Consider the following 13,819-nt stretch of genomic DNA (forward strand, 5'->3'; position numbering starts at 1 on the left):
GCGCATGGCTTCTTGGAGAACCACAGTCATCTCCGGGTATGGATTCCCGCATTGGTCTATGGGGCCCCTCCCGTGGTATGGTTAATGCATCCGGCCGGAGCGCTGGCGCCTCATTTGGGCTGCCGCACCGCGCGTCGCTGACCGGAATGTTTCCTCGTATATTTTTATAGGGTTCAGTCATGTCCAATGCAGAGATTTTCCAACTGACGCCGGCCAATCAGGCCATCGTCGATGCTCGTGAGCGTCTGAGGGCCGATTTCATCCGCAAACCCGAGGCCCTGTGGCCGTGGTTCCCGTTCTGCAAGGTGCGCGTTCTTGTGGTCACGGACGGAAACCTTGATTTCTCCGACGGTGATTTCGGCCTCGCGACCTTCATCCGCACCTTGCTCGATTCCGTTGTTCCCGCGCGCTTTGAGGTGACGCTGGGCCATCTCTATAACCGCAGCGGCAACGCGATGATGGAGTTCGAGCCGCGCATCAAGAAACGCGTCCCTTCCTTCAAGTTCGACGACACCGATGATTTCGCCCCCGGCATGTTCGATGTGGTCTTTCTGTTCGGGATCAGCACCTCGATCGGGGGGCGAGGCACGGCATCGGATGGCAACCCGTACCCGTCCAGCCAGTTCGCCGATACGGAGCTTCAGGCAATCGCCGAGTTTCAGAATGGCGGTGGCGGGCTGTTCGCAACGGGCGATCACGCGGCCCTCGGCAGGTTCATGGGGCAGGCACTCCCGCGCGCGGGCAAGATGCGCCTGTGGGAGAGTACCTCGTCCAACAATGACCTCGATGAGGTTTCCATGGGCGGCCCGCGTCGCAACGATACCAACCGGCCCGGCGATCCCGGTTCCCAATTCGAGGATCAGGCCGACGACGTGCCGCAAGGCGTCATCCCCAAGATCTACTCGGCCTCCAATTGGCTGTTCAAATACTCTTTCCCGCATCCCTTGCTGTGCGGTCCAAACGGGGTCATCCGCGTGATGCCCGACCACCCGCATGAAGGCGAATGTGTGGAGCCGACCAACACCAGCAGCACGCTATCCTTCAAGAGCAACCTCGGCCCGGAATTCCCCAACGCGACGGACGCGGGCCCCAAACCTCTGCCGGAGATCATCTCGACCAATATCGTGCTGGCGGGAACCACTTCGGGCGGAAAAGATCCTACAGTGGGTCACAGCTTTGGTGGCATCTGTGCCTACAACGGGCATCGGGCAGGCGTGGGCCGTGTTGTGACCGATGCGACCTGGCACCATTTCGTCAACGTCAATCTCGTGGGTTACACCAGCCTGCCGAACGATACAGTGAAAGGGCAGGGGTTCCTCGCATCGAGCGCGGGTCAGGCACATCTGGAGAACATCCGCGCCTATTTCCGGAATCTCGCGGTCTGGCTCTCCCGCAAGTCCAACATCTCCTGCATGAATTCGGGATGGGTGGTCTATCTCTATCACAATGAGCGGGTGATGGAGGCCGTGCTGACACGGACGGATTTCAAATTTGCGGAGCTTGATACCTATCACCTGTGGGAGATCGGCCATCATGCTCGTGATGTGCTGGGTAAGTTCGCAAGCCGGTGCCAAAGCCGCAGGTTGATCCTCGATCTGGTCTGGCCTGAATACAAGCTGGAGCTTCCCAACGTTGATCCTTGGGTACATTTCGATCCCAAGGAGCGGGAGACAGACATCCGGATCAACTGGATCAACGGCGATCACATCCTTGATGCCGCGCTCGGAGGTGCACTTGCGGCGGTACATTCCGAGATCGGAGACCGCTTTGAGGAGCGTTACGACACCGACGAGGTGAAAAAGGTCGCGCAAGAGGGCGCGCGAAAGGGGGCGTCGCTTGCAGTGAAGTCCTTGGGTGAAACCATGGAAGCATTTGCAAAACAGGTTAAGATGTAACCTGCTGACTCAAAACCGTTTCTGGGCCCCGACCGAGGCCCGGAAACCCTGCTTCAAAGCCTGCCCTTCCACGCACATGATTTGTTAAACTGGCTCGGCGATAGAATCGCGGCCCATACGGCTTGCCTTCCCTATGGGGGGTGCGCATGCTGTCGCCGGAAACACGAGGGGCGGAGATTTACGTATGAAAAAGAACCGGTTGGGCCGGACGGATCTGATGGTGTCGGAGCTGTGCCTTGGATCCATGACCTGGGGGTCGCAAAACGATCTTGATCAGGCACACGCGCAGATCGACTTGGCGTTGGATCGCGGGATCAACTTCATCGACACGGCAGAAATGTACCCCACGACCCCGATCCACGAAGAGACGGTTGGTCGTACGGAGCGGATGATCGGTCTCTGGCTGGAGAAATACCCCGAGCGGCGCGATGATATGGTTCTTGCCACCAAGCACTCTGGGGAAGGTTTCAAATATGCTCGCGGCGGCGCGCCGATCTCGGCGGAAACCATCCCGGAAACTGTCGAAGGCAACCTGCGCCGGCTAAAGACGGATCACATTGACCTGTACCAATTTCACTGGCCCAACCGGGGAAGCTATGCCTTCCGCCAGAATTGGAGCTTCGATCCCACCGAGCAGAACCACGCCGAAACAGTGGACAACATGCACGAGGTGATGGAAGCGCTGGCCAAAGAGTGCAAGCGTGGCACGATCCGGCACTTCGGCCTGTCCAACGAATCCGCTTGGGGCATGTCGCAGTGGGTGCGGCTCGCCGATGAGGGCGTTGGGCCCCGCGCCGTAAGTATCCAGAACGAATACTCCCTGCTGTGCCGCCTGTTCGACACGGATCTGGCAGAGCTTTGCCACCACGAGGATATCGGCCTGCTGGCCTATTCGCCGCTCGCTGCTGGCTTGCTGACTGGTAAATATCAGAATGGTCGCGTGCCCGCTGGTTCACGCATGTCGATCAACGAAGAGCTTGGCGGGCGCAACACCCCGAATGCATTCGAAGCCGTGGCCGCCTATCAGCGGGTCGCCGACAAACACCGGCTCGATCTGGTCCAGATGTCGATTGCGTGGGCCAAGCAGCGGCCCTTCATGACGTCGGTCATCTTTGGTGCCACCAGCCTCGCGCAACTGCGCCTGATCATTGATGCGGCGGACCTGACCCTTCCGGAGGAGGTTTTGCTGGATATCGATATCGCGCACCGTGATTTCCCGATGCCCTACTGAGGACCCGTCGCGTCGAATTGCGCCCAGAGCAATCTGTGATCAGATAGGTGGTACCGTACGAAGGCGTCAAACCTCGTGCGTCCCTCCTGCTCCCATAGGTGCGAGAATACCGCGCCGTCGAAGTCAAACACCCCTGAGGTTTGAAAGGCGGCGCCTGCCTGACCGGGGAAGAAGGCGATTTGGTCATAGTGCGTATCGCCGCCCGTCGTCGTTCCGATCCGTGTCTGGTGCTTTGGGATGAACAGCCCCCGCCGCGTCAGCGCTTCGAATACCAGATCGCCCGGCTCTGCCTTCGGCATGTTCAGATCGCCAATGACAATGACATTGCGGGTGTATGCGAATTGGCTCTTGCGGTTGAGATCCGCCCAGCGGCCGAGTGCATAGTTCTCCAGTGCCCTGCGGTTTTCGTGATAGGTGCTGGATGATCCATAATAGAGGTGCGCATTCGCGATCGTGAGCCGCAGGCCCTCGCGGCGGAACGCCACCGCATAGGGATTCCGGTCGAAGCCATCAAACTTGCGATCTATCCCCGGCAGGCGGATGTACCGGGCCGACGCAGGCGGCACGGCGATTTCCCCGGCGAGTTCCAGAAGCTCAACCGCATCGCTGTCATAGAGAAAGGCCAGTCGCTCATTGTTCCCGCCCTTGTCGGTAAAGATCGCGCGCCAGCTCGAGGGCAGTCGTGCGCGGATCTGTTGCAACGCAGTCGTGTCCTGTTTGACCTCCTGAAGCGCAACGAGATCGAACCAGCCGATGAGGGAAGCCATAATGTCGAGATCGCGCGGATCCCGCTGTTGACCGGGATCGCCAAGGTTGGCGATGTTCCAACTCGCCAGCAGAAGTTTCTCAGGTTGTCGCTGAGGTATCGCGCGCCCCGGTTGCTCCTGTCGCCACTGCTCCAGCGCGGCTATTTCTTCCGCAGGATCGTAGTCAAAGGGGTCGGGCCGGGGAAAGGGAGGCATGAGGGCGCTCCGAAATGTTACGGTCCGGGGCAGCTTATCCCAGATCCGCGTGGGGCCTGATTCCGGATTTCCTTACGTTAGGTAAATCTGCCCTGCGGCCAATGGGCCACGCGATCCCCTCGTGAGGGCCGGCGGAATGGACAGGGGTCATCGGGTTGGCGATAGTGTGCCTAGAAATCTGCAGGAGTTTTCGAATGACGCGTTGGCTAACATTGCTATGCATGCCGCTTCTGGCCGGGTGCATCGAAAGCGCGGGCGGCGCCACAAGTAGCGCGGGCATTCCTGCCGGGCCGACAGAATACATGGTGCTGAATGGGCGCATGAACTTTGAGGCATGCCGCCAATCCGGGGGCTTGATCATCCGCGATCCCGGCAACGCGATGGTGGCTTGCGATCCCACCGTGAAAGCTCCGCGCGAACTCGTGACCGAAGATCTCTAGGCGCTCAAGTGGGCCCAAAGCCCGATCAGGCCAAGTAGCACTGGTTGGTGGATGAGGTAGATAATCAGACTGTGCCGCCCGGCCCATAGCGCGGGGCGGGTCCAACCGGGCGCAGGGGGCGTCTTCGAAAGCGGGTGCATCCGGGCCAGCGCGACCCCGAGCAGACACCACCCCGCCCATGGCAGCATCGGTTCATAGTCCATCGCGGCGCGCGGCGCGGTATGAAACCCGAGCCACATAAGCCATGTCTGGGTATGGACTGCGCCCCAGAGTTGCGGGGCGGTGAGCACTACAAGAGCCGCACTCAGCGTCGTCCAGATCGGTGCGCGCAGGAAAAGCAAAGCCAGCAGCGATGATGCCGCGATGGCATGCAAAATACCGAAATAGACAAATTGCCCGGGCGCATAGAGCCACGTCGCCACCGTGATCGCCAATGCGGCGGCGCTGATCTTGCAAAACCGTCGCCAGAACGGGCCCCAGCGAATGCCGCTCCCATGGGACAGGGTCAGGGAAATGCCGGAAATGAGAAGGAAGCTCCCTGCGGTGATTATGGAGAGTAACCGCCAGTGGGCGAGCCGGGGCGTGAGGGGATCTATCAATCCAAACAGCGCGAGATCGTACACCGTATGAAACAGGACCATTCCCAGCAGGGCCAGTGCCCGTGCCAGATCCAATGCCTCGATCCGTTCAGCACTCAGGGGAGCGGCCCTCGACGTCCGAGGCGGAGAAAGTGGCTCTCCTCATCGGAATTGCGAAAGAAGGGTACCGAAGGGGGCGGGGCCGGATCGTCGATGCGCGAAGCCACTTCGGCCAGTACCACCTCGGTGATAAAGGGCAGGTCGAGCTTTTCGGTCTCGTCCAGCGGAACCCAAGACAATGCCGACAATTCATCTTCGGCATGGGTGAAATCGTCTGGGTCTGAACTGAGCTGTTCGGCATCCAAAAGAAAAAACCTCGCGTCGAACCGGCGTGTGCGTCCCGGTGGCGTGATCGCGCGAAAGACGAAACGCATCCCCGAGGCGGAGGGGCGATGGCCCGTTGCCGCGAATCGCGCCCAGTCGGGCGGTGCGTCGGGCCAGTCTCCCGGGGTGCCGAGGATCAGCCCGGTCTCCTCCCAAAGTTCACGCACCGCCGCCGCGGCCAGTGCGCCGCTGATTGTCGGATCGCACCCTTCGGCAAGCCGCTCTAGGCATATCCGCTCGGGCAGACCGCGCAAAGGAACCTCGGCATCGCCCGGATCAACCGCGCCGCCGGGGAAAACCATCTTGTCGGGCATGAAGGCGGCCTTGCTGCCCCGCCGGCCCATCAGGACCTTGGGGGAGTGCGCCCGATCGCGAAGCACAATCACGGTTGCCGCATCGCGCACCACGGTCATGAGGGGTCAAGCCTGCGCAAAACCGTGCATGCGCCGGGACCATTGAATTCCGACCACCACTCCCTTGAGCCGGGGCAGAAGGTAAAGCGACAGGCCCACGCACCCGACCGCAAAGATGGTGAAAAGCGTCATCGGTTCAGGCCGCCACGTCACAAAGACCGTATGCAGCAGCGGCGCCATCAGGTGTCCGACGATCAGAATCGTGAGATAGGCGGGGCCATCGTCCGCGCGGTGATGGTACAGGTCCTCATGGCAGACGGGACAGATATCCCGCACCTTGAGATAGCTCTTGAACATCGGACCCGATCCGCAATTCGGACAACGCCGCCGCCAGCCACGCCAAACCGAGCGTTTCAGGGGGCGGTTATCCTCGGGCAACGACAGGTCTTCTGGCGGTTGCTCTTCGGTTCCCGCGAACTGCATCAGTTCGGGGTCCCTCGTGTTCTTGATGTCTGCAACTTGGTGCATCTGCGCGTATCCCGTCCATGCCCCTCGCCTCACAAAGTAGACACTCGGCGCGCAATGAGAAGGGCGGACAGGGCTCTTGCGTCGGGATGTCGCAAATTTCCGGGTCTGCTGCGACGGAATGCGATGTCGCCTGCGTATAGATCGGCAAATGGGCTCCGGGTGGAGGGTAAGATGAAGGACGAAATCAAGGCAGGGGTTCTGAGCGTGGCCATTGGACTGGCCATTCTGATTGGGGCCTTATGCCCGCCGGGGCCATTTGGTGGCGATGGGTTGCACGAAAGTGGCTACTCGGCGCAGCACGATTTGACGAAAAGTGCCAAGGGGCCGCGCGTTCATATGTCGGGGGTCGTGGGCGCGCTCGGGGCCGTATCTCCGGGATGAGGTTTGCGCCCCTTGCGAGGGGCGTGAAAAACAGGAACTCTGCTTGGCGAGATGCCGATGCCTTTCGATGCCCAGAGCGATGCTACGGATGACGCGCTTCTGGCGCGGTTCGCGCGTGGTGACAGGGTGGCGGCGCAAAGCCTGACCCTTCGGTTGACGCCAAGGGCCTTTGCGCAGGCAAAGCGGATGCTGAACGATGTCACCGAGGCCGAGGATGTGGCGCAGGAGGCGATGTTGCGCCTTTGGCGGATTGCACCCGATTGGCGCCCCGGAGAGGCAAAGGTGACGACGTGGCTTTATCGTGTGGTGGCCAACCTCTGCACCGATCGACTGCGCCGCCGCCGAGGGGTTGGGCTGGACGCGATCGCGGAACCAGAGGACCCGGCGCCCGGAGCAGAGCGGTTGTTGCAGGATCGGGATCGGGCCTCCGCGCTTGAGACCGCACTACAGGCCTTGCCGGAACGTCAGCGGGAAGCGGTCGTCCTGCGCCATCTCGACGGGTGCGCGAACCCGGAAATCGCGGAGATCATGGGCGTGGGCGTCGAGGCCGTCGAAAGCCTTATTGCGCGCGGGAAACGGAAATTGTCGGAACTGCTCGGCGGCGCGAAGGACGAGCTGGGATATGAGGAGACCTGAGATGACCGGGACGGACGAAAACCTGGATCGGCACTTCACCGCGGCGCGGGCCGAGCGGGAGCCAGATGACGCCTTGCTGGCCCGGGTATTGAGCGATGCGCTTCGGGTACAGGCGGAATGGGAGCGCCCTGCGCCCCGAGCATGGCCCTCCCTGAAGGAAATCTTTGGCGGTTGGCCAAGCCTTGCAGGCGCGGCGCTTGCCGGGGTTGCGGGCTTCTGGATCGGCGTCGCCCCGCCGCAATCGTTCGACACGCTGGCCTATGAGATGCTCGGGCTTGAGACGACAGAGGCCGTTCTGGACCCGGTGAGCGGGTTCGGATTCGACCTGATCGAAGGATAGAGAATGACCAAAGACTGGACGCGCAAAGCTCTCCTGGCATCGGTGGCGATCAACTTGCTGGTGCTTGGGCTTGTCCTTGGGATGGTGTGGCGCTTTGGCGGACCTGAGCGCGATGACCGCCGGCCGCCATCTGTCAGCGGCGCGCTTTATACCCGCGCCCTCGCGCCCGAGGTACGCAAGGATCTGCACGAGCGGATGCGGGCACGGGTAGGAACAGGCGAAGACAGGTTCGAGGGCTACGCGGAAATGATCGAAGCGCTGCGCGCTGAGCCGTTCGATCCCGAAGCGATCAGGACGCTGCTCACCGAACAGTCGCTGGATGCCGAAGCGAGGATGGCCGAAGGGCGTCAGGTTCTGGCGGATTATCTCGCCACCGCGCCCGCGGAAGCGCGCACCGCATTTGCTGACCGGTTGGAAGAAACGCTCGACCGGATCACCAAGAAGAAGCGCTAGGTCTTGCGGCGTAGCCTGATGACGACATCCACGGAGGCAATCTCCGCCCCTTCGGGGGCGTCGGGAAGCCGGGCAATCTGCAGGTCTTCGGAGGGCGCGTCGCTGAGATGCCCGTCATCTTCCCAGAAGAAATGGGGGTGATCGTGGGTGTTGGTGTCGAAATAGCTGCGAGAGCCGTCCACGGTCACTTCCTGAATGAGGCCGGCATCGCAGAAAGCACGCAGAGTGTTGTAAACCGTGGCGAGCGAGACCTGCTCCCCCTCTTCCTTTACTGCGCCAAAAAGACTTTCGGCCGTGACATGGCGGTGCCGCCCGTCGCCGATCAGAAGCGTCGCAAGCGCCACGCGCTGTCGGGTCGGGCGTAGCCCGGCACCCGCGAGCCATTCGCTTCCACGTCTCAACTCTTCCGAAGTCATCTTCTCTCCAGCGCTTATTTAGATAGTATATAGTCCGTCCCGAAGGGGAATTTCAATTGCTATAAGGGACATGGCCCTGTTGCGCGGTCGTGCCGATGCGCCCTTGCCACGCCGCGTTACCCGATGTTAGACCGCGTGGAACCGAGAGATCCGAGCGATCACGAACCAGAAAGGCGTGCCCGAATGGCCGATTTTCCGACCAGTTTCGACAAGGACGACCTGCTGAAATGCGCCCGTGGCGAGCTTTTTGGCCCCGGAAACGCACAGCTTCCCGCCCCGCCGATGCTGATGATGGACCGCATTACCGAGGTCTCCGCTGATGGCGGCGAACACGGCAAAGGGCACATCGTTGCCGAATTCGACATCCACCCGGACCTTTGGTTTTTCGAGTGCCATTTCCCGGGCAACCCCATCATGCCGGGCTGTCTCGGGCTTGACGGCTTGTGGCAACTGACCGGGTTCAACCTCGGTTGGCGCGGCTGGCAGGGACGTGGCTATGCGCTCGGCGTCGGAGAGGTGAAGCTTACCGGCATGGTCCGGCCAGACCGCAAGAAGCTGACCTACTTCGTCGATTTCACCAAGGCCGTACAGACGCGGCGCCTTACCATGGGTGTGGCCGACGGACGTGTGGAAGCCGACGGCGATGTGATCTATCAAGTCAAAGACATGAAGGTCGCTCTCTCCGAGAGCTGACCGGGCAGGCAGGGAGGCAGCCATGCGTCGCGTCGTCGTGACAGGACTGGGCGTTGTTTCGTCCATCGGCAACAATGCGGAGGAGGTTCTGGCCTCCTTGAAAGCCGGGAAATCCGGCATCCGTGCCAATGAAGCTATGGCGGAACACGGATTCCGCAGCCAGATCGCGGGCGATCTCAAGATCGATGTCGCCGAGCATGTGGACAAGCGAACCTTGCGGTTCATGGGTCCGGGCGCCGCCTATGCCCATATCGCGCTTAGCCAGGCCATCGCCGATGCGGGTCTGGAGGAAAGTGATGTCGTCAACCCGCGCACCGGTGTCGTCGCCGGGTCGGGAGGCCCCTCAACATCCGCAATGTTCGCGGCGCATCAAACCGTGCTCAAGACCGGGGCGACCAAGCGCATCGGGCCCTTTGCCGTGCCCAAATGCATGTCCTCGACCATCTCGGCGAACCTGTCGACGGCCTTCAAGATCAAGGGCGTCAACTATTCCATCACGTCGGCCTGTTCGACGTCGCTGCACTGTATCGGCAACGCGGCAGAACAGATCATGCTCGGCAAGCAGGACGTAATGTTCGCAGGTGGCGGCGAAGAGTTGGACTGGACCCTGTCGTGCCTCTTCGACGCGATGGGCGCGATGTCATCCAAGTTCAACGACACGCCCGAAAAGGCCTCCCGCGCCTTTGACAAGGATCGTGACGGGTTCGTCATTTCAGGGGGCGGTGCAATGCTTGTCCTCGAAGAGTTGGAGCACGCCAAGGCCCGCGGCGCCAAGATCTATGCCGAAGTGACGGGCTATGGCGCGACTTCCGACGGACATGACATGGTTGCCCCCTCCGGGGAGGGCGGCGAACGGGCGATGCGGATCGCGCTCGATACGCTGCAGGACCGGAAGGTCGGCTACATCAACGCCCATGGCACTTCGACCCCGGTCGGCGATGTCGGCGAGATCGAAGCCGTGCGCCGTGTCTTTGGCGAGGGGTCCACCCCGCCGGTATCCTCCACCAAATCAATGACGGGCCATAGCCAAGGCGCAACCGGTGCGCAGGAGGCGGTCTATTGTCTTCTGATGTTGGAGCATGATTTCATCGCGCCATCGATCAACGTGGAAAACCTCGATCCTGCGCTCAAGCCGGAAGAGATCGCCACATCGCTGGTCGAGAATGCGGGGCTTGATACGGTAATGACGAACAGCTTCGGGTTCGGCGGCACCAACGGGTCCATGTTGCTCAGCAAATTTCAGGGATAGGTCATGACCCAGTCGATGCAAGGCAAGCGCGGGCTCATCATGGGCGTGGCGAATGAACGCTCGATCGCATGGGGCATCGCCAAGGCGATGGCCGACGCGGGGGCAGAGCTTGCCTTCACCTATCAAGGTGAAGCGTTCGGCTCGCGGTTGAAACCTCTGGCCGAAAGCGTCGGATCGGACTTCATGGTCGATGCAGACGTAACGGACGATGCGGCGATGGACCGCGCCTTTGAGGAACTTGCCGCGCGCTGGCCGACGATCGATTTCGTGGTCCATGCCATTGCGTTTTCGGACAAGTCCGAACTGGCGGGGCGCTTCGTCGACACCAGCCGCGCCAATTTCAAGAATTCTCTCGACATCTCGGCCTACAGCTTCATCGACGTCGCGCGGCGCGCGCATCCCATGATGTCGGAGAATGGTGGCACGTTGCTGACCCTGACTTATCAGGGGTCCAACCGTGTGACGCCATTCTACAACGTCATGGGGGTCGCCAAGGCAGCGCTTGAATCGGCGACGCGCTATCTCGCCAATGATCTCGGCCGCGACGGTATCCGGGTAAATGCGATTTCTCCCGGACCGATGAAGACGCTTGCCGGGGCGGCGATCGGCGGCGCGCGCAAGACGTACAAGCATACGGATCAAAATGCGCCGCTGGGGGGGAATGCGACCCTTGAGGCAGTCGGCGGCACGGCTGTCTACCTCGCTTCCGATGCGGGCAAGTGCACCACCGGAGAGATTATCCGTGTCGACGGCGGCTATCACGTGCTGGGCATGCCTCAGAGCGATCACCTCTGACTGCCGGCCGTTAACGCTTCGTTCACCCAAAAATTCTGGCCATCTCGCGGCGGATTCGCTAGGGTTAATGTCAGACCCCGAAAACGGGGCATGCCCTCAATTGGGCGACGGGCAGTAGCAGTTCAGGCGGTCCAGACATGACGGAAATGGTTTACGGAACGGCCCCTATGCGGGTTGGCGAGCCGATTCTACCCAAGTGGTGGCGCACGATCGACAAGTGGTCGATGATCTCGGTGCTTTTGCTATTTGGAATCGGATTGCTGCTTGGTCTTGCGGCGAGCCCCCCGCTGGCGGCGCGCAACGGCTTCGCGCCCTTCCACTATGTCGAGCGTCAGGCCATCTTCGGCATAACCGCTCTCATGGCGATGTTCATCACCTCCATGATGTCCCCGACATTGGTGCGGCGGTTGGCGACGCTTGGGTTCGCCGCGGCCTTCGTGGCTCTTGCGTTTCTGCCACTCTTTGGCACGGATTTCGGCAAGGGTGCGGTGCGATGGTATTCCCTTGGCTTTGCATCGCTGCAGCCTTCCGAATTTCTAAAACCCGGATTCGTGGTGGCGGCTGCGTGGATGATGGCCGCCAGTCAGGAAATCAACGGACCGCCCGGCATTCGGATCAGCCTTGTCCTTGCCGTTGTCATCGTCGGCTTTCTCGCCATGCAGCCTGATTTCGGTCAGGCTTGCCTCGTGCTGTTCGGCTGGGGCGTGATGTATTTCGTGGCCGGCGCGCCGATGCTTCTGATGATCGGCATGGCCGCGACGGTATTTCTCGGCGGGATGGTCGCCTATAATGCGTCCGAGCACTTCGCCCGCCGCATCGACGGTTTTCTCTCTCCGGACGTGGATCCGACGACCCAGCTTGGTTATGCGACGAACGCGATCCGAGAAGGCGGCTTCTTTGGCGTCGGCGTGGGGGGCGGGGAGGTCAAGTGGTCGCTTCCCGATGCCCATACCGATTTCATTATTGCCGTCGCGGCGGAGGAATACGGTCTTGTACTCGTCTGCGTGATCATCGCGCTCTATGCCACGATCGTGCTGCGCTCTTTGGGGCGGCTTGTCCGGGAACGTGATCCTTTCATCCGGCTTGCCGGTACGGGCCTCGCGGCGATGTTCGGGGTGCAGGCAATGATCAACATGGGTGTCGCGGTGCGGCTCTTGCCCGCCAAGGGAATGACGCTGCCTTTTGTCAGCTATGGTGGATCCTCGCTTATCGCGGGCGGTATCGCCTTGGGAATGCTTCTGGCGTTTACTCGGGCGCGTCCGCAGGGGGAGATCGGCGACATTCTGCGCGGGCGACCACGGTGAAATTGCAGGCCCCCGCCGAGGGGGCTATGGACGCCGTCAGCCGCCACTATCCACTAAGGAGCAAAGAATGACCGCACCACTTCTGGTGATCGCCGCAGGGGGAACCGGAGGGCACATGTTCCCCGCCCAGGCGCTTGCCGAGGCGATGCTGCGCCGGGGTTGGCGCGTCAAGCTCATGACGGACGAGCGGGGCGCGCGCTATACTGGTGGATTTCCCCATTCGGTCGAGATCGAAGAGATACCGAGTGGAACCTTCGCCCGAGGCGGTGCTCTGTCCAAGGTCACGACACCGCTGCAGATCGGGCGCGGTATCGCGGCCGCCTGCTGGCGGTTCATGCGGGACAAGCCGTCGGTCGTGGTCGGCTTTGGCGGCTATCCGGCAATTCCGGCGATGGGGGCGGCATGGTTGCTGAAATTGCCCCGGATGATCCACGAACAGAACGGCGTTCTGGGACGGGTCAATGAGATTTTCGCCTCTCGCGTGGATGCCATCGCTTGCGGCACGTGGCCGACCAAACTGCCCGATGGACAGGAAGGAATACACGTGGGCAACCCTGTGCGCGGCGCGGTGCTGGAGAAAGAAGGCGCCCCCTATATCCCGCCCGGCGACTATCCGATGTCGATCCTCGTGATGGGCGGCTCCCAAGGCGCGCGCATCCTGTCGGACATGGTCCCGCCCGCGATCGCCGCCCTGCCGGACGATCTGCGCCGCAACATCCGCGTCAGCCATCAGGCCCGGGATGAAGACGGTGAGCGGGTGACGGAATTCTATGCGGCCGAAGGGATCAATGCCGATGTCAAACCCTTCTTCAAGGACGTCCCCCGCAGGATGAGCGAGGCCCAGCTCGTAATCTCCCGTTCTGGTGCATCATCGGTCGCGGATATCTCGGTCATTGGCCGCCCGTCGATCCTCGTGCCCTTCGCGGCGGCTGCGGCCGACCACCAGACGGCCAATGCCCGCGGGCTGAAGGAAGCCGGCGCTGCCATCGTGATCCCCGAGCGGCTGCTGACCGCAGAGAGCCTTGCCGAACAGATTGCCTCCGTGCTGGAGCATCCCCGCGGCGCGACCCAGATGGCGCATGCGGCGCTCTCCGTTGCGATCCCCGATGCGACCGAGAGATTGGTGGCCATGGTCGAGGAACTCGCCCGGGGCCCGCAGACGCCGTGAAATGTTTCAGAAG

The 13,819-nt window shown here is 61.6% G+C and carries 17 protein-coding genes; 12 read left to right on the top strand and 5 right to left on the bottom strand.

The genetic code is table 11. From position 1 onward, the window contains the following. The first annotated feature begins 179 nt into the window (after positions 1–179). Together BM234_RS13760 and BM234_RS13765 are read left to right on the top strand one after the other, a co-directional pair. Positions 180–1,895, top strand: a complete 1,716-nt coding sequence (locus BM234_RS13760) for a hypothetical protein (RefSeq protein WP_092065948.1) — start codon at positions 180–182, stop codon at positions 1,893–1,895. Between the two features lie 184 nt (positions 1,896–2,079). Further along, a complete protein-coding gene (locus tag BM234_RS13765) occupies positions 2,080–3,126 on the top strand; it encodes an aldo/keto reductase (protein ID WP_092065950.1) in 1,047 nt (348 codons plus the stop codon). Here BM234_RS13765 and BM234_RS13770 read toward each other — a convergent pair. Further along, positions 3,120–4,088: an endonuclease/exonuclease/phosphatase family protein gene (locus BM234_RS13770; protein WP_092065952.1), complete on the bottom strand. Its 969-nt coding sequence runs from the start codon at positions 4,086–4,088 to the stop codon at positions 3,120–3,122. The genes BM234_RS13765 and BM234_RS13770 overlap by 7 nt on opposite strands. A gap of 194 nt (positions 4,089–4,282) precedes the next feature. On the opposite strand from BM234_RS13770, the gene BM234_RS13775 reads away from it, so the two are divergent. After that, positions 4,283–4,528 carry a hypothetical protein gene (locus BM234_RS13775; protein WP_139226806.1) on the top strand — a complete coding sequence of 82 codons (246 nt, stop codon included), beginning with the start codon at positions 4,283–4,285 and terminating at the stop codon, positions 4,526–4,528. Here BM234_RS13775 and BM234_RS13780 read toward each other — a convergent pair. From BM234_RS13780 to BM234_RS13790, 3 genes are read right to left on the bottom strand one after another with little or no spacing between them, the layout of a single operon-like run. After that, positions 4,525–5,202, bottom strand: coding sequence for a heparan-alpha-glucosaminide N-acetyltransferase (locus BM234_RS13780; RefSeq protein WP_092065956.1), 678 nt, complete (start codon positions 5,200–5,202; stop codon positions 4,525–4,527). The two genes, BM234_RS13775 and BM234_RS13780, sit on opposite strands and share 4 nt — an antisense overlap. Positions 5,203–5,222: 20 nt before the next feature. After that, the gene (locus BM234_RS13785) at positions 5,223–5,903 is read right to left on the bottom strand and encodes an NUDIX hydrolase (RefSeq protein WP_092065958.1); all 681 of its coding nucleotides are present in this window, start codon (positions 5,901–5,903) and stop codon (positions 5,223–5,225) included. A gap of 6 nt (positions 5,904–5,909) precedes the next feature. After that, entirely contained in the window at positions 5,910–6,326 is a 417-nt protein-coding gene (locus tag BM234_RS13790; RefSeq protein WP_092066063.1) for a DUF983 domain-containing protein, read from the bottom strand. A 216-nt stretch (positions 6,327–6,542) separates the two neighbouring features. On the opposite strand from BM234_RS13790, the gene BM234_RS13795 reads away from it, so the two are divergent. From BM234_RS13795 to BM234_RS13810, 4 genes are read left to right on the top strand one after another with little or no spacing between them, the layout of a single operon-like run. After that, positions 6,543–6,752, top strand: a complete 210-nt coding sequence (locus tag BM234_RS13795) for a hypothetical protein (RefSeq protein ID WP_092065960.1) — start codon at positions 6,543–6,545, stop codon at positions 6,750–6,752. A gap of 51 nt (positions 6,753–6,803) precedes the next feature. After that, positions 6,804–7,388, top strand: a complete 585-nt coding sequence (locus tag BM234_RS13800) for an RNA polymerase sigma factor (RefSeq protein ID WP_092065962.1) — start codon at positions 6,804–6,806, stop codon at positions 7,386–7,388. A gap of 1 nt (position 7,389) precedes the next feature. Then, positions 7,390–7,728: a hypothetical protein gene (locus BM234_RS13805; protein WP_092065964.1), complete on the top strand. Its 339-nt coding sequence runs from the start codon at positions 7,390–7,392 to the stop codon at positions 7,726–7,728. A gap of 3 nt (positions 7,729–7,731) precedes the next feature. Continuing rightward, the gene (locus BM234_RS13810; RefSeq protein ID WP_092065966.1) at positions 7,732–8,181 is read left to right on the top strand and encodes a periplasmic heavy metal sensor; all 450 of its coding nucleotides are present in this window, start codon (positions 7,732–7,734) and stop codon (positions 8,179–8,181) included. Here the strand turns inward: BM234_RS13810 and irrA are convergent. Beyond that, complete coding sequence (gene irrA / locus BM234_RS13815; RefSeq protein WP_092065968.1) at positions 8,178–8,597, bottom strand: iron response transcriptional regulator IrrA; 420 nt, start codon at positions 8,595–8,597, stop codon at positions 8,178–8,180. The genes BM234_RS13810 and irrA overlap by 4 nt on opposite strands. A 183-nt stretch (positions 8,598–8,780) precedes the next feature. On the opposite strand from irrA, the gene fabA reads away from it, so the two are divergent. The 5 genes from fabA to murG all read left to right on the top strand — a co-directional run bounded on the left by fabA (position 8,781) and on the right by murG (position 13,806). Next, positions 8,781–9,290, top strand: coding sequence for a bifunctional 3-hydroxydecanoyl-ACP dehydratase/trans-2-decenoyl-ACP isomerase (fabA, locus tag BM234_RS13820; RefSeq protein WP_092065970.1), 510 nt, complete (start codon positions 8,781–8,783; stop codon positions 9,288–9,290). A 22-nt stretch (positions 9,291–9,312) separates the two neighbouring features. Beyond that, positions 9,313–10,539 carry a beta-ketoacyl-ACP synthase I gene (gene fabB, locus BM234_RS13825; protein ID WP_092065972.1) on the top strand — a complete coding sequence of 409 codons (1,227 nt, stop codon included), beginning with the start codon at positions 9,313–9,315 and terminating at the stop codon, positions 10,537–10,539. 3 nt (positions 10,540–10,542) lie between these two features. Continuing rightward, entirely contained in the window at positions 10,543–11,334 is a 792-nt protein-coding gene (locus BM234_RS13830; RefSeq protein ID WP_092065975.1) for an enoyl-ACP reductase FabI, read from the top strand. 137 nt (positions 11,335–11,471) lie between these two features. Then, positions 11,472–12,638 carry a putative lipid II flippase FtsW gene (gene ftsW / locus BM234_RS13835; protein ID WP_092065977.1) on the top strand — a complete coding sequence of 389 codons (1,167 nt, stop codon included), beginning with the start codon at positions 11,472–11,474 and terminating at the stop codon, positions 12,636–12,638. Positions 12,639–12,705: 67 nt separating this feature from the next. Continuing rightward, a complete protein-coding gene (murG, locus tag BM234_RS13840) occupies positions 12,706–13,806 on the top strand; it encodes an undecaprenyldiphospho-muramoylpentapeptide beta-N-acetylglucosaminyltransferase (RefSeq protein ID WP_092065979.1) in 1,101 nt (366 codons plus the stop codon). Positions 13,807–13,819: the final 13 nt, after the last annotated feature.

Origin of the sequence: Poseidonocella pacifica, from assembly GCF_900111875.1 — a bacterium.
Taxonomy (GTDB): Bacteria; Pseudomonadota; Alphaproteobacteria; order Rhodobacterales; family Rhodobacteraceae; genus Poseidonocella; species Poseidonocella pacifica.